The organism is Bradyrhizobium sp. ISRA436, assembly GCF_029910015.1.
In the GTDB taxonomy this organism is placed as follows: domain Bacteria; phylum Pseudomonadota; class Alphaproteobacteria; order Rhizobiales; family Xanthobacteraceae; genus Bradyrhizobium.
In genome coordinates, this window is record NZ_CP094519.1 from 3,621,371 (window position 1) to 3,645,002 (window position 23,632).

General features: G+C 64.5%; 21 protein-coding genes. 17 read left to right on the forward strand and 4 right to left on the reverse strand.

The window, feature by feature from the left end; all coding sequences use genetic code 11:
* Positions 1 to 47: 47 nt before the first annotated feature.
* Positions 48 to 1,187 (forward strand): zinc-binding dehydrogenase, encoded by a 1,140-nt coding sequence (locus MTX23_RS17165; RefSeq protein ID WP_280977846.1) that lies wholly within the window; start codon positions 48 to 50, stop codon positions 1,185 to 1,187.
* Positions 1,188 to 1,196: 9 nt separating this feature from the next.
* Here the strand turns inward: MTX23_RS17165 and MTX23_RS17170 are convergent, their stop codons facing one another.
* Positions 1,197 to 2,312, reverse strand: a complete 1,116-nt coding sequence (locus MTX23_RS17170; RefSeq protein ID WP_280978102.1) for a D-alanine--D-alanine ligase family protein — start codon at positions 2,310 to 2,312, stop codon at positions 1,197 to 1,199.
* A 293-nt stretch (positions 2,313 to 2,605) separates the two neighbouring features.
* Here MTX23_RS17170 and MTX23_RS17175 point away from each other — a divergent pair, with 293 nt between their 5' ends.
* The 10 genes from MTX23_RS17175 to MTX23_RS17220 all read left to right on the forward strand — a co-directional run bounded on the left by MTX23_RS17175 (position 2,606) and on the right by MTX23_RS17220 (position 11,963).
* Complete coding sequence (locus MTX23_RS17175; RefSeq protein ID WP_280977847.1) at positions 2,606 to 3,157, forward strand: NADPH-dependent FMN reductase; 552 nt, start codon at positions 2,606 to 2,608, stop codon at positions 3,155 to 3,157.
* Positions 3,158 to 3,238: 81 nt separating this feature from the next.
* On the forward strand, positions 3,239 to 3,556 hold the full coding sequence (locus MTX23_RS17180; protein ID WP_280977848.1) for a septum formation initiator family protein: 318 nt from the start codon (positions 3,239 to 3,241) through the stop codon (positions 3,554 to 3,556).
* A 159-nt stretch (positions 3,557 to 3,715) separates the two neighbouring features.
* Positions 3,716 to 4,735, forward strand: a complete 1,020-nt coding sequence (gene pdhA / locus MTX23_RS17185; protein WP_280977849.1) for a pyruvate dehydrogenase (acetyl-transferring) E1 component subunit alpha — start codon at positions 3,716 to 3,718, stop codon at positions 4,733 to 4,735.
* A gap of 46 nt (positions 4,736 to 4,781) precedes the next feature.
* Positions 4,782 to 6,185: a pyruvate dehydrogenase complex E1 component subunit beta gene (locus MTX23_RS17190; protein ID WP_280977850.1), complete on the forward strand. Its 1,404-nt coding sequence runs from the start codon at positions 4,782 to 4,784 to the stop codon at positions 6,183 to 6,185.
* 7 nt (positions 6,186 to 6,192) lie between these two features.
* Positions 6,193 to 6,498, forward strand: a complete 306-nt coding sequence (locus MTX23_RS17195) for a DUF5076 domain-containing protein (RefSeq protein ID WP_280977851.1) — start codon at positions 6,193 to 6,195, stop codon at positions 6,496 to 6,498.
* Positions 6,499 to 6,500: 2 nt separating this feature from the next.
* Entirely contained in the window at positions 6,501 to 7,850 is a 1,350-nt protein-coding gene (locus MTX23_RS17200) for a pyruvate dehydrogenase complex dihydrolipoamide acetyltransferase (protein WP_280977852.1), read from the forward strand.
* Positions 7,851 to 7,862: 12 nt separating this feature from the next.
* Positions 7,863 to 8,039, forward strand: a complete 177-nt coding sequence (locus MTX23_RS17205; protein ID WP_280977853.1) for a hypothetical protein — start codon at positions 7,863 to 7,865, stop codon at positions 8,037 to 8,039.
* Positions 8,039 to 9,460 (forward strand): dihydrolipoyl dehydrogenase, encoded by a 1,422-nt coding sequence (lpdA, locus tag MTX23_RS17210; protein ID WP_280977854.1) that lies wholly within the window; start codon positions 8,039 to 8,041, stop codon positions 9,458 to 9,460. Before MTX23_RS17205 ends, lpdA begins: the two co-directional genes overlap by 1 nt.
* Before the next feature lie 215 nt (positions 9,461 to 9,675).
* A complete protein-coding gene (locus MTX23_RS17215) occupies positions 9,676 to 10,917 on the forward strand; it encodes a threonine synthase (RefSeq protein ID WP_280977855.1) in 1,242 nt (413 codons plus the stop codon).
* Positions 10,918 to 10,994: 77 nt separating this feature from the next.
* Positions 10,995 to 11,963 (forward strand): tripartite tricarboxylate transporter substrate binding protein BugD, encoded by a 969-nt coding sequence (locus MTX23_RS17220; RefSeq protein WP_280977856.1) that lies wholly within the window; start codon positions 10,995 to 10,997, stop codon positions 11,961 to 11,963.
* A gap of 54 nt (positions 11,964 to 12,017) precedes the next feature.
* Here the strand turns inward: MTX23_RS17220 and MTX23_RS17225 are convergent, their stop codons facing one another.
* On the reverse strand, positions 12,018 to 14,270 hold the full coding sequence (locus MTX23_RS17225) for a lytic transglycosylase domain-containing protein (protein ID WP_280977857.1): 2,253 nt from the start codon (positions 14,268 to 14,270) through the stop codon (positions 12,018 to 12,020).
* 241 nt (positions 14,271 to 14,511) lie between these two features.
* Between MTX23_RS17225 and MTX23_RS17230 the strand changes: the two genes are divergently transcribed.
* The 3 genes from MTX23_RS17230 to MTX23_RS17240 all read left to right on the forward strand — a co-directional run bounded on the left by MTX23_RS17230 (position 14,512) and on the right by MTX23_RS17240 (position 18,210).
* Entirely contained in the window at positions 14,512 to 15,366 is an 855-nt protein-coding gene (locus MTX23_RS17230) for an SMP-30/gluconolactonase/LRE family protein (RefSeq protein ID WP_280977858.1), read from the forward strand.
* Positions 15,367 to 15,671: 305 nt separating this feature from the next.
* The gene (gene ilvD, locus MTX23_RS17235) at positions 15,672 to 17,396 is read left to right on the forward strand and encodes a dihydroxy-acid dehydratase (RefSeq protein ID WP_280977859.1); all 1,725 of its coding nucleotides are present in this window, start codon (positions 15,672 to 15,674) and stop codon (positions 17,394 to 17,396) included.
* Complete coding sequence (locus MTX23_RS17240; RefSeq protein ID WP_280977860.1) at positions 17,383 to 18,210, forward strand: tetratricopeptide repeat protein; 828 nt, start codon at positions 17,383 to 17,385, stop codon at positions 18,208 to 18,210. Before ilvD ends, MTX23_RS17240 begins: the two co-directional genes overlap by 14 nt.
* A gap of 23 nt (positions 18,211 to 18,233) precedes the next feature.
* Here MTX23_RS17240 and MTX23_RS17245 read toward each other — a convergent pair whose 3' ends face one another.
* Positions 18,234 to 19,598, reverse strand: coding sequence for an MFS transporter (locus MTX23_RS17245; RefSeq protein ID WP_280977861.1), 1,365 nt, complete (start codon positions 19,596 to 19,598; stop codon positions 18,234 to 18,236).
* A gap of 29 nt (positions 19,599 to 19,627) precedes the next feature.
* Positions 19,628 to 20,392 (reverse strand): GntR family transcriptional regulator, encoded by a 765-nt coding sequence (locus tag MTX23_RS17250; RefSeq protein WP_280977862.1) that lies wholly within the window; start codon positions 20,390 to 20,392, stop codon positions 19,628 to 19,630.
* Positions 20,393 to 20,571: 179 nt separating this feature from the next.
* Here MTX23_RS17250 and MTX23_RS17255 point away from each other — a divergent pair, with 179 nt between their 5' ends.
* The 3 genes from MTX23_RS17255 to MTX23_RS17265 are packed head-to-tail and all read left to right on the forward strand — an operon-like array spanning position 20,572 to position 23,621.
* Complete coding sequence (locus MTX23_RS17255; RefSeq protein ID WP_280977863.1) at positions 20,572 to 21,771, forward strand: mandelate racemase/muconate lactonizing enzyme family protein; 1,200 nt, start codon at positions 20,572 to 20,574, stop codon at positions 21,769 to 21,771.
* A 9-nt stretch (positions 21,772 to 21,780) separates the two neighbouring features.
* A complete protein-coding gene (locus MTX23_RS17260) occupies positions 21,781 to 22,548 on the forward strand; it encodes an SDR family oxidoreductase (protein WP_280977864.1) in 768 nt (255 codons plus the stop codon).
* A 41-nt stretch (positions 22,549 to 22,589) separates the two neighbouring features.
* Complete coding sequence (locus MTX23_RS17265) at positions 22,590 to 23,621, forward strand: L-idonate 5-dehydrogenase (protein WP_280977865.1); 1,032 nt, start codon at positions 22,590 to 22,592, stop codon at positions 23,619 to 23,621.
* Positions 23,622 to 23,632: the final 11 nt, after the last annotated feature.

Consider the following 23,632-nt stretch of genomic DNA (forward strand, 5'->3'; position numbering starts at 1 on the left):
GCCCCAACTGATCGAGACTTGAATAAACGCAAAAAAGGGAGGTCGGGATGAGTGACGGCAAAAGCGGTTTGCAGCTGCGCTCGCTGCTCAAGCGGAATGGCGAGCTCGAACTATCGCTCGTCAACGTCCCGACCCCCGAACCGGGCCCTGACGAGGTCGTGGTCCGCGTCGAGGCGACGCCGATCAATCCGTCCGATCTCGGTCTCCTGATCGGACCGGCCGACATGTCGACGGCGAAAGTCTCCGGCACGCGCGAGTTGCCGGTCGTGACCGCCCGGGTCCCCGAGGCCGCGATAGCCGCCATGGCGGCGCGGCTCGATGATTCCATGCCGGTCGGCAACGAGGGCGCAGGTGTCGTGATCCGGACCGGCTCCTCGGACGCCGCCAAGGCGCTGATGGGACGCACGGTCGCGATGATCGGCGGCGCGATGTATGCGCAATACCGCACGCTGCGAGTCAACGAATGCCTGCCACTGCCTGACGGCACCACGGCGGCGGAGGGCGCATCCTGTTTCGTCAATCCGCTGACCGCGCTCGGCATGACCGAAACGATGCGGCGCGAGGGTCACAAGGCGCTGGTGCATACGGCGGCGGCGTCCAACCTCGGCCAAATGCTCAACAAGATCTGCCTCAAGGACGGGATTGGTCTCGTCAACATCGTGCGCAACAAGGAGCAGGCCGACATCCTGCACAAGATCGGTGCGAAGCACGTCGTCGATTCCACTGTGCCGAGCTTCATGGACGATCTCACCAACGCGCTGGTGGAGACCGGCGCGACCATCGCCTTCGATGCGATCGGTGGCGGCAAGCTCGCAGGCCAGATTCTGGTCGCGATGGAGACTGCGATCAACAAGAGTACCACGGCCTACAGCCGCTACGGCTCAAGCGTGCACAAGCAAGTCTATGTCTATGGCAGCCTCGACACCCGGCCGATCGAACTGCCGCGCGGCTTCGGCATGGCCTGGGGCGTCGGCGGCTGGCTGCTGTTCCCGTTCCTGATGAAGATCGGGCCGGAGGCGGGCAACAAGCTGCGCCAGCGCGTGCTGGCGGAATTGAAGACCACCTTCGCCAGCCACTACACCAAGGTGGTGTCGCTGCAGGAAGCCTTGCAGCTCGACAACATCGCCGTCTACGGCAAGCGCGCCACCGGCGAGAAATTCCTGATCAATCCGAACAAGGCGGCGTGAGCCGGCAAGTTACTCGCGCTCGAACGCGAGCGCCCTGGAGCGCCTGTGACGCTCCAGGGCGTGGCCGATCAAGACGTCCATGAGCGCGGACTGCGGCAGTCCGCTGGCCTCCCACAGCCGTGGATACATGCTGATATTGGTGAAGCCGGGAAGGGTGTTCGCCTCGTTCACGAACGCCTGCTCGCCGTGCAGAAAGAAGTCGATGCGCGCCATTCCCTCGCAGCCCAGCACGCGAAACGTCCGGATTGCGAGCTCCCTGATGCGATCGGCGACGGGCGACGGAATATCGGCCGGCACCTGAAGCAGGGCGCCCTCCGCGTCGATGTACTTCGCGTCGTAAGAATAGAAGCCATGCTTGTCGGACGGCACGATCTCGCCGAGCCGGGATGCGCGGATGGCGCCAGCGGCGTCCTCGAGCACCGAGCACTCGATCTCACGTATCGGTGCGATACATCGCTCGATCAGGATCTTGCTGTCGAAGCGAAAGGCCAATTTGCAGCAGGCGTCGAACTCAGCGGCGGTTCGCGCTCTTGATACGCCGACCGATGAACCCATGTTGGCCGGCTTGACGAACAGCTCCGGTGATCCAACGGCAGCGACCGCATCGTCATAGGTGATTGGGTCTGCCGCCGACATTGCGACGTATGGGACGATCGGCAGTCCCGCGTCGCGCATCAGCCGCTTCGCGACGTCCTTGTCCATCGCGGCCGCCGACCCCATCACGCGCGAGCCGACATAGGCCACATCGGACAGTTCAAGCGCGCCCTGGACCGTGCCGTCCTCGCCGTTCGGGCCGTGCAAGACCGGGAAGACGACATCAAAGGCCGGCAATTCCATAACCCCGGCCGCATGACCATCGAGCGCGAGTGCGCGACCTTGTCCTCCCGGCAGCAGGGCCAGTTGGAGACCATCGTCCGGAATGGTCAGAGCGCCCCCTCCGGCGCCGGCACCGTTCCCCACGCCGGCGACAATCCAGCGACCATCCCGGGTGATACCGATCGCCGTGGCGTCATACCGATCCGGATCGAGGGAGCGCAGCACGTTGGCCGCGGAGGCCCGTGACACGTCATGTTCGGCCGAGCGTCCACCGAACAGGATCGCAACCCGCGTCTTGTGTTCTGTCATTGTCTCGTGCCTCGTCGATAGGCCGAATGATGCGACAATCTGCTCGCAATTTATTGAGACGAACATGTCGATAATTTGCCGCAGACGCAGCCGCGTTTTCTCTGCGCAAGAGCGATGAGGTCCACGACCATGGCTCCTTGCCAAATTGGGGCAGGCCGGGGGAGCGTGACGGCGCAGATTCAAAAACGCTGCGTTTCCAGAATTGCATGATCCATGCACTTGCATCCTTCTCGCCGCGCCGGTAGGTGAGGGCCGCCGGTCCGGCTTCACGCGCACAATTCGAGGAAAATGCTATGGCCTATAACATCGTCACCATCGTCGGCAGCCTCCGCAAGGAGGGCTGGTCGCTCAAGATCGCCAACGCGCTGGCCAAGCTCGCGCCCGCCTCACTGCAGCTCGACGTCACGACGCTCCACGGCATTTCCTTCTTCAACCAGGATCTCGAGGCGGCGCCGCCAGCGGACTGGCTCGCCTTCCGCGAAAAGCTGCAGAAATCGCACGGCGTGCTGTTCGTGACCCCGGAATACAACCGCTCGATCCCCGGCGTGCTGAAGAACGCCATCGACGTCGGCTCGCGCCCCTATGGGAAGAGCTCGTTCAACGGCAAGCCGACCGGCATCATTTCCAACTCGCCGGGTCCGCTCGGCGGCGTCAGCGCGGCCAAGCACCTGCAGAACATCCTGCCGGGCATCTCGGGTCCGATCCTGCAGCAGCCGGAAATTTATCTGAACGGCATCGGCGACGCCTTCGACGAGAAGGGTGAACTGGTCAAGGAGTCCCTGAAGACCGTGTTGCAGCAGTACATCGCGGCGTACGCGGCCCACGTCGAAGCGCACAACAAGTAAGCGGCCAGTAATAAGCGGCCAAGGCTGCTTTAGAGCCTGCTCTTAAGTGTCCATTAACATGGCCGCCGCAAGGTGGCGGCCATGGTTTCCCGCACACGACTCAAATCGATCCTGACCGGGCTCGCCCTTTACACGCTGGCGGCGCTGATGGTCGGTTATTTCGGAGTCAATGCGTATACCGGCAAGTACGGCCTGAATGCGCGACAGGAGCTCGATCAGGAGATCATCGCGCTGACCTCGGAGCTGGCGCGGCTGAAGAAGGAGCGCGCCGAGGGCGAGCAGCGGGTGTCCCTGTTGCGCTCGGACCGCGTCGATCCCGACATGCTGGATGAGCGCGCGCGCTTCCAGCTCGACTACGTCAACCCGCACGATCTCGTTCGGATCAGCAAGCCGAACTGACGCGTTCTCAAATTTCAAATTCGATCGCGGGGCATCACAAAAATGTCGTGGTGCGTTGCAGTGCGGCATAGCAAAATTCCATCGGGCGAACGCAATCCTTCCAAGCCGATTTGAGTTGGGTTAGAGAGGGTTCATCGACTTCTCTCATCCGGAATTGCCATGGCCGCACCCAAGAAAAGCGTCGCAAAGGAATTAGGGCAGGAGAAGGCAGGTTCTCCACCGGAATTCACCAAAGAGCAGGAACTCAAGGCGCTGCGGGACATGCTGCTGATCCGGCGCTTCGAGGAGAAGGCCGGCCAGCTCTACGGCATGGGTGCGATCGGAGGCTTCTGCCATCTCTACATCGGCCAGGAGGCGGTCGTCGTCGGCATGCAGATGGCCTTGAAGCTGGGCGACGAGGTCATAACCGGGTACCGGGACCACGGTCACATGCTGGCCTGCGGCATGGAGGCCAAGGGCGTGATGGCAGAGCTGACCGGACGCCGCGGCGGCTATTCCAAGGGCAAGGGCGGCTCCATGCACATGTTCAGCATGGAGAAGCACTTCTACGGCGGCCACGGCATCGTCGGTGCGCAGGTGTCGCTCGGCACCGGGCTGGCGTTCGCCAACCGCTATCGCGGCAACGATGCCGTCAGCGTGACCTATTTCGGCGATGGCGCGGCCAACCAGGGCCAGGTCTACGAAAGCTTCAACATGGCGGAGCTGTGGAAGCTGCCGGTGATCTACGTCGTCGAAAACAACCGCTACGCGATGGGCACCTCGGTGTCGCGCGCGTCCGCGCAGCAGGATTTCTCCAAGCGCGGCGCTTCCTTCAACATTCCCGGCAAGCAGGTCGACGGCATGGATGTGCGTGCGGTGAAGGCCGCCGGCGACGAGGCTGTGGCGTGGTGTCGCGGCGGCAATGGCCCCATCATCCTGGAGATGCAGACCTATCGCTACCGCGGCCACTCGATGTCCGATCCAGCGAAGTACCGGACGCGCGAGGAAGTCGAGAAGGTCCGCCACGATCAGGACCCGATCGAGCAGGTGCGCAACCGCTTGCTGGCCGGTGGTGCGAGCGAGCAGGAGCTCAAGGCGATCGACGCTGAGGTGCGCGAGATCGTCAACCAAGCCGCGGACTTCGCGCAGCACGATCCGGAGCCCGACCCGTCCGAGCTCTACACCGACGTGTACCGCTGATCCCACCCGCGCAGAAGAACCTTCAAGACCGATTTCGGGAGCCGATATGCCCATTCAAGTGCTGATGCCTGCGCTGTCGCCCACCATGGAGAAGGGCAACCTTGCCAAATGGCTGAAAAAGGAAGGCGAGACCATCAAGTCCGGCGATGTCATCGCCGAGATCGAGACCGACAAGGCGACCATGGAGGTCGAGGCCACCGATGAGGGCACGCTCGGCAAGATCCTGATCCCGGAAGGCACCGCCGACGTCGCGGTGAATACGCCGATCGCCACCATCCTGGCCGACGGCGAAAGCGCCGCCGATCTCGCCAAGGCGCCGGCCGCGGCGGCGCCGCAGCAGAAGGCCGCTGAATCGGCTCCGCCGGCGGAAGCCAAGGCGGAAGCGCCGCAGCCCAAGCCCGAGGCGAAGGCGCCGGCCGCACCCGCCACCGAAGCGCCGCCCGATCTCGAGATCCCGGCAGGCACCGAGATGATCACGCAGACCATCCGTGAAGCGCTGCGCGATGCGATGGCCGAGGAGATGCGGCGTGACGGCGACGTCTTCATCATGGGCGAGGAGGTCGCGGAATATCAGGGCGCCTACAAGGTGACCCAGGGCCTGCTGCAGGAATTCGGCGCGCGGCGCGTGATCGATACGCCGATCACCGAGCACGGCTTTGCCGGCGTCGGCATCGGCGCGGCGATGGCCGGGCTGAAGCCGATCGTCGAATTCATGACCTGGAATTTCGCCATGCAGGCGATGGACCAGATCATCAACTCCGCCGGCAAGACGCTGTATATGTCCGGCGGACAGATGGGCTGCTCGATCGTGTTCCGCGGCCCGAATGGCGCCGCTGCCCGCGTCGCCGCCCAGCACAGCCAGGACTACGCCGCCTGGTATTCGCAGATCCCTGGCCTCAAGGTGATCGCGCCGTATTCGGCCGCTGACTACAAGGGCCTGCTCAAGGCCGCGATCCGCGATCCCAATGCTGTGATCTTCCTCGAGAACGAGGTGCTGTACGGTCACACCGGCGAGGTGCCGAAGCTGCCCGACTTCGTGGTGCCGATCGGCAAGGCGCGGATTGCGCGCGCCGGCAAGGACGTCACCATCATCTCCTGGGCGATGGGCATGTCGTATGCGCTGAAGGCCGCCGATGAGCTCGCCAAGGAAGGCATCGAGGCCGAGGTCGTCGATCTCCGCACCATCCGCCCAATGGACACTGAAACCATCGTCGCGTCGGTGAAGAAGACCGGGCGCGCGGTGACGGTGGAGGAGGGCTGGCAGCAGAGCGGCGTCGGCGCCGAGGTCGCCGCGCGGATCATGGAGCACGCCTTCGACTACCTGGATGCGCCGGTTGCGCGCGTCTCCGGCAAGGATGTGCCGATGCCCTATGCCGCCAATCTGGAAAAGCTCGCTCTTCCCTCCGTCGCCGAGGTGGTCGAGGCCGCCAAGGCCGTATCCTATCGGTAACAAGCCCATGGCCGGTCCCAAGGAGCAGCCGCTGCCGCCTGACGTGATGGACCGCGACGACGCCGTCGAGGTGCTGCGCGCCTTCGTCGTCGACGGCGGACTCTCGATCGCGTTCCAGCGCGCCTTCGAGGAGCCGGACATGTGGGGGCTGATGCTCGTCGACATCGCCCGCCACGCTGCGCGCGCCTATTCGCGCGAGAGCGGATACACCGAGGACGAGGCGCTCGCGCGCATCGTCGAGATGTTCGAAGCCGAAATCGCCCGGCCGACCGACATGGGTCAAACCAAACCGCGGTCGCAACAAGGTCACTGACAATGCCGATCAATATTCTCATGCCCGCGCTGTCGCCCACGATGGAAAAGGGCAACCTCGCCAAGTGGCTCAAGAAAGAGGGCGACAAGGTCAAGTCCGGCGACGTGATCGCGGAGATCGAGACCGACAAGGCGACGATGGAGGTCGAGGCGGTCGACGAAGGCACGATCGCGAAGATCCTGGTGCCCGAGGGGACGCAGGACGTGCCGGTCAACGACGTCATCGCCGTGCTGGCCGGCGATGGCGAGGATGTGAAGGCGGCGGCCAGCGCCGGTGCTGCGCCGGCACCGAAGCCGGCCGAGGCTCCGAAGCCCGCGGCTGCGCCTGCACCGGCTCCCGCGCCGGCGGCTTCACCCAAGCCGGCAGCGGCGCCTGCGCCGGCGCCCCAGACTGCCGCTGCTCCGGCCGCGCAGGTCAATGGTCACGCCCGTATCTTCTCCTCGCCCTTGGCCCGCCGTCTCGCCAAGGACGCCGGCATTGATCTCGCGCGCATCACCGGGACTGGCCCGCATGGCCGCGTGATCGCGCGCGACGTCGAGGACGCCAAGTCCGGCAAGGGTCTCAAGGCACCGGCGGCTGCGCCTGGTGCTGCACCCAGCATCGCGCCGTCGATGTCGGACAAGCAGATCCTCGCGCTGTTCGAGCCGGGCTCCTACGACGTGGTGCCGCATGACGGCATGCGCCGCACCATTGCGCAGCGCCTGACGGCATCGGTGCAGAGCGTCCCGCACTTCTACCTCACGATCGACTGCGATATCGGCAAGTTGCTCGTCGCGCGCGAGGAGATCAACGCGTCGGCGCCGAAGGACAAGGAGAAGAAGCCGCTCTACAAGCTCTCGGTCAACGATTTTGTCATCAAGGCGATGGCGGTCGCACTGCAGAAGATCCCGAACTGCAATGTGAGTTGGACCGAGAGTGGCATGCTCAAGCACAAGCATTCCGACGTCGGCGTTGCTGTTGCGATGCCGGGCGGCCTGATCACGCCGATCATCCGCAAGGCGGAGACCAAGACGCTGTCAACCATCTCCAACGAGATGAAGGACTTCGCCACCCGCGCCCGCGCTCGCAAGTTGAAGCCGGAAGAATACCAGGGCGGCACCACGGCGGTGTCCAACCTCGGCATGTACGGCATCAACCACTTCACCGCGGTGATCAATCCACCGCACGCGACGATCCTCGCGGTCGGCACGTCGGAGGAGCGCCCGGTGGTGCGCGGCGGCAAGATCGAGATCGCGCATATGATGAGCGTGACGCTGTCGTGCGATCACCGCGCGATCGACGGCGCGCTCGGCGCCGAGCTGATCGGCGCCTTCAAGCAGCTGATCGAGAACCCCGTGATGATGATGGTGTGACGAGCAGCGGCCATGTACGTGATCCACGGTCCGTACGTCCTGCTTGCCGTGCTCGCCATCACTTCGATTGTTGCCGTTCACCGTGACCTCGTATCCACGACCCAATTCAGGATCATGATCATCGGCGCGGGCGTGCTCGCGCTGGTGTGGAGCGCGTATCTGGGCGCAGTTTGGCTGGAGTATAGATAATGGCCGACACATCTTTCGACGTCATCATCATCGGCTCCGGCCCCGGCGGCTATGTGACGGCGATCCGCGCCGCGCAGCTCGGGTTCAAGACCGCGGTCGTCGAGAAGTCCTATCTCGGCGGCATCTGCCTGAACTGGGGCTGCATCCCGACCAAGGCGCTGCTGCGCTCGGCGGAAATCTTCCACTACATGCAGCACGCCAAGGATTACGGGCTGTCGGCGGAGAAGATCTCCTACGATCCGAAGGCCGTGGTGCAGCGCTCGCGCGGGGTGTCGAAGCGCCTCAATGACGGCGTCGGCTTCCTGATGAAGAAGAACAAGGTCACGGTGATCTGGGGCGAGGCCACGATTGATGCGCCCGGCAAGGTCACGGTGAAGAAGTCGGCAGTCGAGGCGCCGAAGGGCGCCAGCGGCGATGGCACTTATCAGGCCAAGCACATCATTGTTGCGACCGGCGCGCGTCCGCGCGTGCTGCCGGGCCTCGAGCCGGACAAGAAGCTGGTCTGGACCTATTTCGAGGCGATGGTGCCGGAGCGGATGCCGAAGTCGCTGCTGGTGGTCGGCTCGGGCGCGATTGGCATCGAGTTCGCCTCGTTCTTCCACACCATGGGCGCCGACGTCACCGTGGTCGAGGTGCTGCCGCAGATCCTGCCCGTCGAGGACGCCGAGATCGCCGGCCTCGCGCGCAAGCGCTTCGAGAAGCAGGGCATCAAGATCATGACCTCGACCAAGGTCACGAAGCTCGAGAAGAAAGCCGACAGCGTGGTTGCGACCATCGACGACGGCAAGGGCCAGCCGCAGACCAAGGAGTTCGAGCGGGTGATTTCCGCGGTCGGCGTGGTCGGAAATATCGAAAATCTTGGGTTGGAGAAGCTCGGGGTGAAGACCGACCGCGGCTCCATCGTGATCGACGGCCTCGGCAAGACCAACATCCCCGGCATCTACGCGATCGGCGACGTCGCAGGGCCCCCGATGCTCGCGCACAAGGCCGAGCATGAGGGCGTGATCTGCGTCGAGGCGATCAAGGGCCTGCATCCGCACCCGATGGACAAATTGATGATACCGGGTTGCACCTACTGCAACCCGCAGGTCGCCTCCGTCGGCCTGACCGAGGCCAAGGCGAAAGAAGGCGGCCGCGAGATCCGCGTCGGCCGCTTCCCCTTTGTCGGCAACGGCAAGGCAATCGCGCTCGGCGAGGACCAAGGCCTGGTCAAGGTGGTGTTCGACAAGAAAACCGGCCAGCTCTTGGGCGCCCACATGATCGGCGCCGAGGTCACGGAACTGATCCAGGGCTATGTCGTCGCGATGAACCTGGAGACCACGGAAGAGGAATTGATGCACACCGTGTTCCCGCATCCGACATTGTCCGAAATGATGAAGGAAGCGGTGCTCGACGCCTACGGGCGGGTGCTGAATATTTGACGGGCGGCGAGCGTGAACCGTTCGCTCGCAGTTCCGTCATCCCCGCGCAACGGCTTTGCCGTTGTCGCTGGAGGCGCTCGCGCGGCGAGCCTCGAAGGATGGATGGCCCAGATCGAACAGCGGGGCTCGTCGCCCTTCGAGGCGGCCGCTTTGCGGCCTCCTCAGGGTAACGGGACCGGCAGCGGTGACCACAAGAGCAAGAAAGAGCGCATCTCGTGAAAGACAACGACAACCTCATCATCGAACGCCCGACCTTCGTCACCCATCTCGAATGCGCGATGGAGGGCGATCACTATCCTGCCGACCAGGTGCACAACCTCTCAAAGGCCGGCAAGCCGCTCTTGGTGCGCTATGACCTCGCGGGCGTGAAGAAGGCGCTGACCAAGGACGCGCTGGCGCAGCGTCCGGCCGACATGTGGCGCTATCGCGAGCTGCTGCCGGTGCGCAAATGCAAGGACATCGTCAGCCTCGGTGAGGTCACGACGCCGCTGATCCGGCTGCCGAAGCTCGGAGCCAGGCTCGGCGGCGGCGAGATCATCGTCAAGGACGAGGGGCGGTTGCCGACCGGATCGTTCAAGGCGCGCGGCCTGGTGATGGCGGTGTCGATGGGCAAGGCGCTCGGCATCAAGCACATGGCGATGCCGACCAACGGCAATGCTGGTGCGGCGCTGGCTGCCTATGCGACCTCCTGCGGCATCAAGACCACGATCTTCTGCCCGGCCGACACGCCGGAGGTGAATGTCAGCGAGATCGAGCTGCAGGGCGCGACCGTCTACCGTGTCAACGGCTATATCGACGACTGCGGGAAGATCGTCGGCGAGGGCAAGGCCAAGGTCGGCTGGTTCGACACCTCGACGCTGAAGGAGCCGTACCGGATCGAGGGCAAGAAGACGATGGGCCTCGAGCTCGCCGAGCAGCTCGGCTGGGAGGTGCCGGACGTGATCTTCTATCCGACCGGCGGCGGCACTGGCCTGATCGGTATGTGGAAGGCGTTCGACGAGCTCGAGAAGATCGGCTTCATCGGCTCGAAGCGCCCGCGCATGGTCGCGGTGCAGGCGTCCGGCTGCGCGCCGATGGTGCGCGCCTATGAGGCGGGTACCGAACATGCGGCGCGCTGGGACGATGCGCACACCATCGCCTCCGGCATCCGCGTGCCGCAGGCGATCGGCGACTTCCTGATCCTCCGCGCGGTGCGCGAGAGCAAGGGTTTTGCGATTGCCGTCGACGACGACAAGATCTCCGCCGCGCTTAACGAGGTCGCGCGCGAGGAAGGTCTGCTGCTGTGCCCCGAGGGGGCCGCGACTTACGCTGCCTACAAGCAGAGCCTTGCCGATGGCCGCGTGACCAAGAATGATCGCGTGATGCTGTTCAACTGCGCGAGCGGCCTGAAATATCCGTTGCCGCCGGTCACCCGGACGTTGGATCGGCACAAGCCGATCGACTTCTCGCAGTTCTGACGCATCATCCGAAGGGCCATCTTGTCGAAAGGTGGCCCTTCTAAAATGATGGAACGAAGAAGATCAGGGAGAACGCGATGCTGAGACTGGTTCTGGCTGCGCTGGCGATATTGGCATTCAACGGCATCGCGTCGGCGGAAAAATATCCCTCGCATCCGATCACCATCGTGGTGCCGTTTGCCGCCGGTGGGCCGTCGGATGCGATGGCGCGCATTCTCGGCGAGCGCATGAAGCAGTCGCTTGGCGAGGTGTTCCTGATCGAGAACGTGACGGGAGCGGGCGGTTCGATCGGCGTCGGTCGAGCGGTGCGCGCGGCGCCGGACGGCTACACCATCTCGTTCGGCCATCTCGGCACTCACGTGGCGAATGGTGCGATCTACAAGCTCGGCTACGACCTCGTCGACGATCTCGAGCCGGTGGTGCTGCTGCCGAGCAATCCGATGATCATCGTCAGCAAGAACGCGGTGCCGGCGAAATCGCTGAAGGAGCTCCTGGAGTGGCTGAAGTCGCGGCCGTCGCCGCCGACCGCGGGCACCGCGGGCGCCGGCAGCGGCAGCCACATTGCCGGGCTCTATTTCGAGAATGTCTCGGGCATCAAGCTGCAATACGTGCCATATCGCGGCACCGGACCCGCGCTGAATGATCTCGTCTCCGGCCAGATCGACATCATCATCGATCAGACCTCGAACTCGATCAATCAGGTCCGCGCCGGCACCATCCGTGCTTACGCCGTCACCGACTCCAAGCGGGTGGAGAATGCATCTGATATCCCGACCGTCGATGAGGCCGGCCTGCCGGGATTGCACATGACGCTGTGGTCGGGTCTCTGGGTGCCCAAGGGCACGCCGAAGGAGATCGTTGCGAAGCTCAACGCTGCGGCGGTCGAGGCGATGAACGACCCGGCGGTGAGGAAACAGCTCGAAAATCTCGGCTTGCAGATGCCGCCGAAGGACCAGCTTACGCCAGAGGCGCTCGGCGCCTGGCAGAAGGCGGAGATCGCCAAATGGTGGCCGATGATCAAGGCCGCCAATGTAAAGGTGGATTGACGGCGCGACCTTTCCACGTGTCGTCCCGACTTTCGCCGGGACGACACCATTGGTTCACTGCGACGGGATTGCCGTAGCTGCCGGCGCCGCATTGGTCTCCTGCGTCATGACGTCGCCGCCCTTCGCCGCGACCGCCGTGCCGGCGTCTTCGAACCGCGCGCGATAGACGGCGAGGTTCTCCATCACCCGCTGTACGTAATTGCGTGTCTCCGAGATTGGGATGCGCTCGACCCAGTCGACGGGGTCTACGTTGGGATCGCGCGGGTCACCATAGGCCTTGACCCAGTCGCGGACGCGGCCGCGGCCGGCGTTGTAGCCGGCGAAAATCATGATGTGGCAGCCGTGATATTCCGACTGCAAAGCGCTCAGCTCGGCGGCGCCCATCTGGGTGTTGTAGACCGGATCGGAGACCAAGCGGTCCCAGTCGTAGCTAACCTTAAAGCGCTTCGCGGTGTCGCGGCCCGCCTCCGGCGTCACCTGCATCAGCCCGACCGCGTTGGCCGACGACTTGTCGCGCTGGTCGAACGCGCTCTCGGTGCGCGCCACCGAGTAGGTCATGCTGCGCCCGATATCGGGGGCGATCGGGCTGTGCTTGGGAATGCCGATGATCGGGAAGGCGTAGTGGTCGAACGCGAGCCCGCGGCCGAGCGCGGTCTTGCCGATCTGCAGCATTGCGCGGGCATCGTTGCGGCGGCCGGTCAGCTCGCCCAGCGCCTGCAGCATGTCGACATCGGAGCTTTGCTCGGCGAGGTCGGCGACGAAGTAGAGCACGACGTCGGGTTCGCCGATCTCGTAAAGCATGTCGGCCGCGCGCACCCGTTCGTCGCCGGCCGCACGGCCGGCCAGCGCAGCCGGCGAGGGCGCGTGGAGATGGACGCTCTCACGCCCGAGCTTCGCAAGCGCGAGCTGACCGTAATAGGCGGTCGGATAGCGCGCCGCAGCCTCATAGTCGGCTCGCATCGCCGCGGTGTTGCCGAGCGCCTCGGCCGCCCTCCCGCGCCAGTAGGCGGCGCGTGACAACACGGTCGGATTGATCTGGCCTTCGTCGATCCGCGCGAAATGCGCCGCGGCGGTCTTCGCGTCATCGAGATAACGCAGCGCGATCCAGCCGCGCATGAAGTGCATGTCGGAACGGTAATACGGATTGTCGGGCAGCGCCGCGGGGCGGACCACGTCATAGGCGGTCTGGAACTTGCCCTGGTCGAGCAGCTTGCGGGCGAGCAGGCGCCGCTCGCGCCACCACTGATCCGTATCCTGCTGGGCCATGGTCTCCGGCGCGGCCGCGATCGTCACGCGGGCCGCGTCGTCGATCCTGTTCTCCGCCATGAGCCACTGGATGCGGCAGAGCGTGTAGCCGAGATCGCGGCGGGCATCGGCCGGCACGTCGTCAAGCGCGTCCTGTGCCTTCTTCGATTGCTCCCGCACCGCGCCGCAGGCCTTGACGATCGCGAGCTCGTCGCTGCCGAGCCGTTTCGCGGCGCGTCTGGCGCCGGCGAGGTCCTTGGCGCCGATCCGTTTGTCCATCCGCGCCCGATGGTCGGCGCTTGTGAGCAGATCGTGGAAGGCGTCATAGGCGTCGCTTTCGGTGCGATCCGACAGTTCGTCCGACCGCCAGGCCTCCCGAACCAGCCTCGCTGCGCCGTCGCGGTCGCCGGCGGCGAGCAGCACGCGTGCGAGCGCAAACTTGCCCTTGGCGCTGATCGGCTGATCGAGGGTGAAGCCATGGACTGTGGCGGCGTCGCTGCGTTCCTGCCATAGCCGTGCTTCCGCCTGACGGCGTAATAGCGACATGCTCGGCCAGTCCGGATTGGCGGCAATGAACTCTGCATAGCGGCTGAAATTCGCCTGCGACTCGGAGTGGCGCAGCAAGTACCATTCGACGAGCTTGCGCCCGACCGGATCGGTGATCCTGGCCTGGATGTCGGTCGCATCGCTGGTCCTGCCTCTGCGTGCGGCGAGGATCGCGTCCTTGATCGCGGCAAGATCGCCAGAGAGTTGCGGGGGCGCCGGTTTCTCCGGGGCGGGGCCCTTGTCGCTGTCCGCGGATTTTGACAGAGCGGATTTGGCTTTGGCGGATTTGCGCTCGTCGTCATCGCGCTTCGCATGCCGCCGCTTGCCGGATGTTTTCTCGCGCGCCGTCTTGTCGTGCGACGCTTTGGCGCCATGCGCCTTCTTGTCAGCCTTGTCTGCGGCCTTCGAGCTCTTGGCTTGGTGTTGGTGATGCGGCTTCGCGGTCACCTTGACCGGAAGCAGGGTGAATACGGCGACGGTGGCGAAACACGCCAGCGGGCGTAGGCAACGGTTCATTCCCTGGTCCCCCCTGCGAAACCATCAGGCACAAACAGATCGCTTTATACGCGGCACAATCAGCCGCAGATTATCAGACCCCGATTCACGACCCCTTAAGACTGCCGCAACTCAACAGGGAAAACGCGGCGAAATGTGGAATTGAGGGTGTGGAACCCACAGGGAACCCGAAGTTCCATGCTGTGCGACAGCCGTTGGAGTCGGCGAAGATGAGAGCGGAGCGGTGCTGGAGGGAGGATCCATGGCGCGAGAAGTTCGGCTGAAAACCATCTTGGACGGCGGCCGCTATTTCGAGGGCCCGCGGTGGCATAACGGGCGGCTGTGGTTCGTCGACTGCATGGCGCGGACGCTGCTCAGCATCAGCCCGTCGGGCGAACGGCAGGAGCATGCCGCCGTGACCGACGATACGCCGTGCGGCCTCGGCGTGCTGCCCGATGGCGACATCGCGGTGCTCACGATGTTCAGGAAACGGCTGCTGCGATTTGCCGGTGGCAAGCTCTCGCTCTACGCCGACCTCTCGCAGCTCGCCGCCGGCACGATCGACGACATGATCGTCGACGGCCAGGGGCGGGCCTATGTCGGCGACCTCGGTTTCGACCTGCCGCCGCCGGATGGCCGCGGCGCGGTCGGCCGTATCATCCTGGTGATGCCGGATGGTAGCGCGCGTGTCGTCGCCGACGGCTTGCGGTTTCCGAACGGCATTGCCGTCTCGTCGGATCACCGCCGGCTCGTCGTCGCCGAAATGGATGGCGCGTGCCTTGCCGACTACGACATCGCGCCGGACGGCAGCCTGCAGCTGCGCAGGCGGCTGGGCCGCGTGAACGAGCCCGACGGCATCTGCCTTGATCGCGACGGATCGGTCTGGGTCGCGTCCTTCACCGAGGACGCCTTCGTCCGGATCGATCGTGACGGCGTGGAGCGCGAGCGCATTGCCGTACCCGGCCGCCGCGCGCTGGCCTGCGTGCTCGGCGGTCCCGAACGGCGAACGTTGTTCTGCCTGAGTGCCGCGACCTCGTATGAGGACCTGCGCAAGGGCAAGTCGGCGTCGCGGATCGATGTCGTGGAGGTCGGGACGCCAGGCGACGGCTATCCGTAGGACAGCTCCCGCTACGCGCGAGGACGTGGGCGTGGGTAGTTCAATGACAGTAGTGGTTCCCGCGAGGCGTCATAAGGACCAATAATACATGGTTGCGCGACAGCCACGATTGTGTCGCTGTCGCAACAGTTCCCGAACATTTAACCTTACATCGAGCTGACCCTTGTGCTCGCCGCTTTTTGGCCACACCCCTCCATGAGAGCATTATTCATAAAGTTGATTTCGCCAGCGCTCGCGACGACGACGGGACATTCTTAATCCTTCCGGCGTTTGGGTGTGGGGAGGCTGGGAAACAGGTTCGCGCGATGAACGCCAAGACGAGCATCAAGGGCAGGCTGCCGAGCCGTCACGTGACGGAAGGGCCCGAACGCGCGCCGCACCGGTCCTACCTCTACGCCATGGGGCTAACGACAGCCCAGATTCATCAACCATTTGTGGGCGTCGCTTCATGTTGGAATGAAGCTGCTCCGTGCAACATCTCACTGATGCGCCAGGCCCAGGCAGTGAAGAAGGGCGTGGCATCGGCCGGCGGCACGCCGCGCGAGTTCTGCACCATCACCGTTACCGACGGCATCGCCATGGGCCATGACGGCATGCGCTCGTCGCTGCCGTCGCGCGAATGTATTGCCGACTCGGTCGAGCTTACGGTCCGCGGCCATGCCTATGACGCGCTCGTCGGGCTCGCCGGCTGCGACAAGTCGTTGCCGGGCATGATGATGGCGATGGTGCGGCTGAACGTGCCTTCGATCTTCATCTACGGTGGCTCGATCCTGCCCGGCAACTTCCGCGGGCAGCCGGTTACCGTGCAGGACATGTTCGAGGCGGTCGGCAAGCATTCGGTGGGCGCGCTGTCGGACGAGGATTTGGACGAAATCGAGCGGGTGGCGTGCCCCTCGGCCGGCGCCTGTGGCGCTCAGTTCACCGCCAACACCATGGCGACGGTCTCCGAGGCGATCGGCCTGGCGCTCCCGTATTCGGCCGGCGCTCCCGCGCCTTACGAGATCCGCGACTCCTTCTGCGCCGCCGCCGGCGAGAAGGTGATGGAGCTGATCGAGAAAAACATCCGGCCGCGCGACATCGTGACCCGGAAATCCCTTGAAAATGCAGCGGCTGTCGTGGCGGCCTCTGGCGGCTCGACTAACGCTGCGTTGCATCTACCGGCGATCGCGCACGAGTGCGGAATCAAATTCAATTTGTTCGATGTTGCGGAAATCTTCAAAAAGACTCCTTACGTCGCGGATTTGAAGCCGGGCGGCCGTTATGTTGCCAAAGACATGTTTGAAGCTGGCGGCATTCCGCTGCTGATGAAGACGCTGCTCGATAATGGCCACCTGCACGGGGATTGCCTGACCGTCACGGGCCGAACGATCGCCGAAAACCTCAAAAGCGTGAAATGGAATCCGCGCCAAGACGTGGTGCGGTCAGCCGACAAGCCGATCACCGTGACAGGTGGCGTTGTCGGGCTGAAGGGTAATCTCGCTCCGGAGGGTGCGATCGTGAAGGTCGCGGGTATGTCCAATCTGAAGTTTACCGGCCCGGCCCGGTGCTTCGACCGCGAGGAAGATGCCTTCGAGGCCGTCCAGAAACGCACCTACAAGGAAGGCGAGGTTATCGTCATCCGCTACGAGGGCCCCAAGGGCGGCCCCGGCATGCGGGAGATGCTGGCGACCACGGCCGCGCTGACCGGGCAGGGCATGGGCGGCAAGGTCGCGCTGATCACGGACGGCCGGTTCTCCGGCGCCACCCGTGGCTTCTGCATCGGCCATATCGGGCCTGAAGCAGCCGTCGGCGGGCCGATCGCCCTGTTGCAGGATGGCGACGTCATCGAGATCGATGCCGACGCCGGTGTTCTTAACGTAAATTTGAGCGACGCCGAGCTCGCAAATCGTAAGACCAAATGGGCCCCTCGCGCGACGAACCATACATCTGGTGCGCTGTGGAAATACGCCGAGCAAGTGGGGCCGGCGGTGGATGGCGCCGTCACCCATCCGGGTGGCGCGCACGAGAAACAGTGTTATGCGGACGTTTAGGCGTACGATATTGGCGTTTGCGTTAGGGGCCATTCCGGTGGCGGGCCCCGGATTCGGATTCGACGGAGCCCCGGTCAACCCGAAGGATACAGCGCTCCCTGTGGTTTCGCCTCAGCCCGGTACGGCGGCTGCCCTGAAGCGGGCTGCGGCGCCGGCAGCTTCGGTCGACACCCTGCCGAACTCCACCGTCATGTCGCTGGCCGAGAGCGGTCATCCGATCGCGCAGTGGAAGCTCGGCAAAATGTACGCCGATGGGGATGGGGTCGCGCAGGACGATCTGCGGGCATTCGAGTATTTCAGCCGGATCGCCAATGCGCATGCCGAGGATTCGCCATCGGCGCCGCAGGCGTCGGTCGTGGCGAACGCCTTCGTGGCGCTCGGACGCTACTATCTGAGTGGCATTCCCAATTCCAAGATCAAGCCGGATACCGAGCGGGCGCGGGAGATGTTCTCCTACGCCGCGTCCTATTTCGGCAACGCCGATGCCCAGTACGACCTCGCCAGGCTGTACCTGAAGACGCCGGACGCCTCGCGGGACGATTTCCGCTATGGCGCCCGCTGGCTCGGCCTTGCCGCGCAGAAGGGCCAGCACCAGGCGCAGGCGCTGCTCGGCCAGATGCTGTTCAACGGCGACCGTCTGCCGCCGCAGCGCGCGCGCGGCCTGATGTGGCTGACGCTGGCGCGTGACAGCGCGACGCCGGACGAGACCTGGATCAAGGAAAGCTACAACCGGGCGATCGCCAAGGCCTCCGACGACGATCGCGCGATGGCGCTGCAGATGCTCGAGCACTGGGTGCAGGGCCGCCGGGACTAATTCCCCGACGGCCGCTGACGCCGTCAGTCGTGCTCGTAACCATACACCTCCGGTAGGATGAAGATCGCGGAAAGCAGCCCGATCAGCGGGAAGATCGCGACCAACAGCGTCGCGTTGGCCTGGCCGATCGCCGCGAACAGCGACGGGAACAGGAAGATCGCCAGGAACGACGGCAGCTTCACGAACATGTAGGCGAAGCCCGACGCGGTGCCGCGATATTGCGGCTTGGCGACCATGGTCGGGATCGTCATGCAGTTCGAGGCGTCCCAATAGTGGCCCCACAGCATGCCGGCAGCCGCGAACGGCAGGATGTATTTGTGGTCGGTGTAGAGCGCGGCCGCCGCGACCAGCAGCGAGACCAGCACAATCCCGAAGCCTGCGATGGCGATGCCGCGGTGGCCGATCTTCGGCGTCAGCAGCGGTCCGACCCAGCCTGACACTGCGGCGAACGTGAACAGCGCCATGGTGACGAGGTTGTTGCCGAGGACGGTCGAGACGCCGACCATCGCGAACAGCACCGGCAAATAGAAGGCGAAGGTGGAGAACTCGCTGCCTTGGGCGAAGCAGGCGATCCAGCCGTACAGCGTGGCGCGCCAGCGGATCGGATCCTTGCGGAGATCGGCGATGAAGGCGGACGTGCGCGGCCTTGGCAGCACGACGTCCTGGTCGGGCAGCATCGCCAGATCGTCATTGTACATGTGACGCGCGACCTGCTTGGCCTCACGGAAACGGCCCCGCTGCACCAGCCACACGGCGGTTTCGGGCACATCGTGGCGCATGATCAGGATAATCAGGGCAGGGACGGCACCGAGACCGAGCGTGACGCGCCACAGCGTCTCATGGTGCATCCCGGTGAGCAGGAACAGAATGATGACGCCGATCGTCAGCACTTCGCCGACCGCGAACATGAACTGCCAGCGATTGCCCATGATCTCGCGTTCGCCCTTGGCCATGGATTCCATGATGTAGGTGTAGCCGGTCGAGATGTCGCTGCCGAGCGGAATGCCGAGCAGGAAGCGGATCACGATCAGCCAGGTCACGTTGGGCACGATGGCCTGCGCCAGCGCCAGCACGATGAACATGATCATGGTCGCGATGAACATCACGCGGCGGCCGATCTTGTCGGACAGCCAGCCGCCGATCAACGCACCGATCAGCGCGCCGCCCTGCGTGCCGGCGGCGGCGAGCCCGAGCATCAGCGGATCGGGATTGTACTGCTCCTTGATGAAGATCAGCACGAAGGCGATCGAGTAGAGATCCCAGGCTTCGACCAGGATCGAGGCCATCATCAGCCAGCCGACCTTGTTGCCCTTGGGGCTGTAGTTCGTGACGAGGTGGCGGACCGCGCCGTCGATTGCCGTTTGCTGCGGAAGTGCCATCGTGGTCATTGCCATTCCTCTCGTTGTCCGTTGAAGTGTCACGCGCCTAGCAGCGGCTCGATGCTGCAATCGAGCAGCCGCGGATCGATGCCGGCTTCCATGCCCTCGAACATCGTATCCATGTGATCGATCAGCGCGTCGCTCGCAGCCATCGCGCGGTCAACGCGGCGGTTGGCCACCGCGTTGAGAATGGCGAGATGGCTGTCGATGGTGCCCGCCAGGTCGGCTTGTCCGGGCATATAGCTGTGATGGATGAAGCCGATGCGGCGATAGATGGTGTGCAGCGGCCGCAGTGTGTGAGCAAGGAAAGGTTCGCCGGCGGCGGCCAGGATCAGGCTGTCGATGCGGCGGTCGAGGCTGTTGAATTCGTCAAGCGTCAGCGTCGCCCGCTTGTCCTTCATCACCCGCTCGATGTGCAGGGCCTGATTGCGATGCGAGAGACTGGCGCGTTCGGCGGCAAGGCGAATGACGAAGCGCTCGAGGTCACGCCGCAGCGCCAGCAGCAGGCGCTCGCGCGCCAGGTCGATCGGCGCGATCTGTAGCCCGTGACGCGGACGGATGATGATCAGCGTGTCGGCGGCCAGCGTGCTGACGGCGTTGTGCACCGGCGTGCGGCCGAAGCCGGTGAGGGTCTGCAGGTCCTGGACGGTGAGGAACTGGCCCGGCTTGAGCTCGCAATTGACCAGCAGATCCTCGATCCGCTGATACGCGAGTTCGAAAAAATTGACGCGGTTGCGCCGGCCAGGGGTTTCGTCGCCATCGCCGGGACGCACGATTTGAAGCGCACGCTTGCGCCGTACCATTGCCTTCCTCCCGCCGGCCCGCGTCCATCGCGTGAGCCCGATTGATCCTCGCGTGCTTAAAACATGTTGTGAAATATTACAAGCGGCCGTATCGTTGACCCACGACCTCCGCGACAGGGGCGTATTTGCCATCAAGAAGAAGGGCCCGTGACCGCGCGGGTTCCGGGAGGATATCGCAAATGAAGATCACTTCGATCGAGACGTTGCGGACGGAAGAGTTCGCCAATGTGATCTGGGTCCGGGTTCACACCGACACCGGATTAATCGGGCTTGGTGAAACCTTTTACGGCGCGGGCGCGGTCGAGGCGCAGATTCACGACACGTTTGCCGGGCGGCTGCTCGGGCGTAATCCGCTGCATATCGAGGCGATCCACCGCGACATGCTCAACCTGCCGATGGCGCAGTCATCGACCGGCGTCGAATATCGTGCTGCGTCCGCCATCGACATCGCACTGTGGGATTTGTTCGGCAAGGTCTGCGGCCAGCCAGTGCACCAGATGCTCGGCGGCCTGTGCCGCGACAAGCAGCGCATCTACAATACCTGCGCCGGCACCAGATATGTCCGCTCCACCAACATCAGCCCGGTGTCGAACTGGAGCCTGGGCGAGGCGCAAGGCCCTTACGAAGACCTCGATGCCTTCATGAACCGCGCCGATGCGCTCGCCGAAAGCCTGCTGGAGAGCGGCATCTCGGCGATGAAGATCTGGCCGTTCGATCCGGCCGCACAGGAGAACAAAGGGCTCTACATCACCGCGGCGCAGATGAAGCAGGCGATCGAGCCGTTCGAGAAGATCCGCAAAGCCGTCGGCGATAGGATGGAGATCATGGTCGAACTCCATTCGTTGTGGAATCTGCCGACAGCAAAGCAGATCGCGCGTGCGCTCGAGCCCTACAAGCCGACCTGGTACGAGGACCCGATCCGCATGAACTCGCCGCAGGCGCTCGCCGAATATGCGCGCTCGACCGACGTCTGGGTTTGCGCCAGCGAGACGCTCGGCTCGCGCTTTCCCTACAAGGACATGCTCGACCGCGACGCGATGCATGTGGTGATGGCTGATCTGTGCTGGACCGGCGGGCTGACCGAAGGCCGCAAGATCGCGGCGATGGCCGAGACCTATCACCGGCCATTCGCGCCGCACGACTGCATCGGGCCGGTCGGCTTCATCGCCGCAATCCACATGTCGTTCAGCCAGCCGAACACGCTGATCCAGGAGTCCGTGCGCGCATTCTATAAGGGCTGGTACAACGAGCTTGTCACCACCATGCCCGTGATCAAGGATGGCTTTGTCTATCCGATGGAAGGGCCGGGGCTCGGTGTCGACCTGCTTCCTGCTGTTTACGAACGGTCCGACCTGACCGTGCGCCGCTCCAACATTTGAGGACCTCACATGAGCACAGCCTTGTTCGATCTCTCCGGCCGCACCGCGCTCGTGACCGGCTCCTCCCGCGGCCTCGGCCGCGCCATTGCCGAAGGGATGGCGAAGGCCGGCGCGCGGCTGATCATCAACGGCGTTGACCCCGCACGGGTGGAGACGGCGGTCGCCGAGTTCCGCGCCGCTGGCCACCAGGCTGAGGGCGCAGCCTTCGACGTCACCGACGAGGCCGCGATCGTGGCGACCTTCGAGCGCTTCGATCGCGAGGGCATCGAGATCGACATCCTCGTCAACAATGCCGGCATCCAGCGCCGCAAGCCGCTCGTCGAATTCACCACCGACGAATGGCGCAAGGTGATCGAGACCAACCTCACCAGCGCCTTCGTCACCGGGCGCGAGGCGGCCAAGCGGATGATCCCCCGCAAGCGCGGCAAGATCATCAACATCGGCTCGCTCGGCAGCGAATTGGCACGGCCGACGATCGCGCCCTACACGGCGGCGAAGGGTGGCATCCGCAATTTGACGCGGTCGATGGCCGTCGAATGGGCCCAGAGCGGCATCCAGGCCAACGCCATCGGGCCAGGCTACATGCTGACCGACATGAACGAGGCGCTGATGTCCAACCCCGAGTTCAACAACTGGCTGATGTCGCGGATCCCCTCGAAGCGCTGGGGCAAGCCGGACGAACTGGTCGGCGCGGCGATCTTCCTGGCCTCGGAGGCGTCCAACTATGTCAACGGGCAAATCATCTATGTCGACGGCGGCATGCTGGCGGCGATGTAGCCGCATCGATCCAATCGGCCACCAACAGAGAGACTGAACCCATGCGCGCCGTCGTCATCCATGCTCCCCACGATTTGCGGATCGACAGCTTCGAGGATCCGGCGCCGGCGCCTCATCAGGTGCGCGTCAAGATCGCGGCCGGCGGCATCTGCGGCTCGGACCTTCATTACTACCATCATGGTGGCTTCGGCACGGTGCGGATCCGAGAGCCGATGGCGCTGGGGCACGAGATTTCCGGAACGATCGCCGATGTCGGCGCGGGCGTCTCGCATCTGCGTCCGGGGATGCGAGTGGCGGTCAATCCGAGCCTGCCCTGCGGGCAGTGCTCCTATTGCCGCGAGGGCATGCGCAACCAGTGCACCGACATGCGCTTCCTCGGTAGCGCGATGCGCTTTCCGCATGTGCAGGGCGGCTTCCGCGAATTCATGACGGTCGACGCATCGCAGGCGATCCCGATCGCGCACCGTCTGTCGTTCGCCGAGGCGGCAATGGCTGAGCCATTTGCGGTCTGTCTTCATGCCGGACGCCAGGCCGGCAGCCTGCTCGGCAAGCGGGTGCTGGTCACGGGCTGCGGGCCGATCGGGGCGCTGATGGTGGTGGTCGCGCGCTATGGTGGTGCGGCGGAGATCGTCGCCACCGACATCGCGGAGACGCCGCTGGCGATCGCACGCAAGCTTGGTGCGACGCGGGCGATCAACAGCGCAACGGATGCCGCCGCGCTCGACCCCTACAAGGCCGGCAAGGGTCAGCTCGACGTGCTGTTCGAGGCCTCCGGCAATCAGGCGGCGCTGCGGCCGGCGCTCGATCTGCTGCGGCCCGGTGCCGTCATCGTGCAGGTCGGGCTCGGCGGCGAGATGACGCTGCCGATCAACACCATTGTCACCAAGGAGCTGCAACTCCGCGGCACCTTTCGCTTCGATCCCGAGTTCGAGCTGGCGCTGCGGCTGATGGGCGAGGGGCTGGTCGACCTGAAGCCGCTGGTGTCGGCCTCGGTCCCGTTCGAATCCGCAGTCGATGCCTTCGAACTCGCCAGCGACCGCTCGCGCTCAATGAAGGTGCAGTTGACGTTCTAGCGCGATGGCGG

What these genes read in the sequence shown, in the direction of transcription:
- MTX23_RS17165 (WP_280977846.1), top strand. Translation starts at nt 48, where the DNA reads ATGAGTGACGGCAAAAGCGGTTTGCAGCTGCGCTCGCTGCTCAAGCGG.
- MTX23_RS17170 (WP_280978102.1), bottom strand. Translation starts at nt 2,312, where the DNA reads ATGACAGAACACAAGACGCGGGTTGCGATCCTGTTCGGTGGACGCTCG.
- MTX23_RS17175 (WP_280977847.1), top strand. Translation starts at nt 2,606, where the DNA reads ATGGCCTATAACATCGTCACCATCGTCGGCAGCCTCCGCAAGGAGGGC.
- MTX23_RS17180 (WP_280977848.1), top strand. Translation starts at nt 3,239, where the DNA reads ATGGTTTCCCGCACACGACTCAAATCGATCCTGACCGGGCTCGCCCTT.
- pdhA (WP_280977849.1), top strand. Translation starts at nt 3,716, where the DNA reads ATGGCCGCACCCAAGAAAAGCGTCGCAAAGGAATTAGGGCAGGAGAAG.
- MTX23_RS17190 (WP_280977850.1), top strand. Translation starts at nt 4,782, where the DNA reads ATGCCCATTCAAGTGCTGATGCCTGCGCTGTCGCCCACCATGGAGAAG.
- MTX23_RS17195 (WP_280977851.1), top strand. Translation starts at nt 6,193, where the DNA reads ATGGCCGGTCCCAAGGAGCAGCCGCTGCCGCCTGACGTGATGGACCGC.
- MTX23_RS17200 (WP_280977852.1), top strand. Translation starts at nt 6,501, where the DNA reads ATGCCGATCAATATTCTCATGCCCGCGCTGTCGCCCACGATGGAAAAG.
- MTX23_RS17205 (WP_280977853.1), top strand. Translation starts at nt 7,863, where the DNA reads ATGTACGTGATCCACGGTCCGTACGTCCTGCTTGCCGTGCTCGCCATC.
- lpdA (WP_280977854.1), top strand. Translation starts at nt 8,039, where the DNA reads ATGGCCGACACATCTTTCGACGTCATCATCATCGGCTCCGGCCCCGGC.
- MTX23_RS17220 (WP_280977856.1), top strand. Translation starts at nt 10,995, where the DNA reads ATGCTGAGACTGGTTCTGGCTGCGCTGGCGATATTGGCATTCAACGGC.
- MTX23_RS17225 (WP_280977857.1), bottom strand. Translation starts at nt 14,270, where the DNA reads ATGAACCGTTGCCTACGCCCGCTGGCGTGTTTCGCCACCGTCGCCGTA.
- MTX23_RS17230 (WP_280977858.1), top strand. Translation starts at nt 14,512, where the DNA reads ATGGCGCGAGAAGTTCGGCTGAAAACCATCTTGGACGGCGGCCGCTAT.
- ilvD (WP_280977859.1), top strand. Translation starts at nt 15,672, where the DNA reads ATGAACGCCAAGACGAGCATCAAGGGCAGGCTGCCGAGCCGTCACGTG.
- MTX23_RS17240 (WP_280977860.1), top strand. Translation starts at nt 17,383, where the DNA reads ATGCGGACGTTTAGGCGTACGATATTGGCGTTTGCGTTAGGGGCCATT.
- MTX23_RS17245 (WP_280977861.1), bottom strand. Translation starts at nt 19,598, where the DNA reads ATGACCACGATGGCACTTCCGCAGCAAACGGCAATCGACGGCGCGGTC.
- MTX23_RS17250 (WP_280977862.1), bottom strand. Translation starts at nt 20,392, where the DNA reads ATGGTACGGCGCAAGCGTGCGCTTCAAATCGTGCGTCCCGGCGATGGC.
- MTX23_RS17255 (WP_280977863.1), top strand. Translation starts at nt 20,572, where the DNA reads ATGAAGATCACTTCGATCGAGACGTTGCGGACGGAAGAGTTCGCCAAT.
- MTX23_RS17260 (WP_280977864.1), top strand. Translation starts at nt 21,781, where the DNA reads ATGAGCACAGCCTTGTTCGATCTCTCCGGCCGCACCGCGCTCGTGACC.
- MTX23_RS17265 (WP_280977865.1), top strand. Translation starts at nt 22,590, where the DNA reads ATGCGCGCCGTCGTCATCCATGCTCCCCACGATTTGCGGATCGACAGC.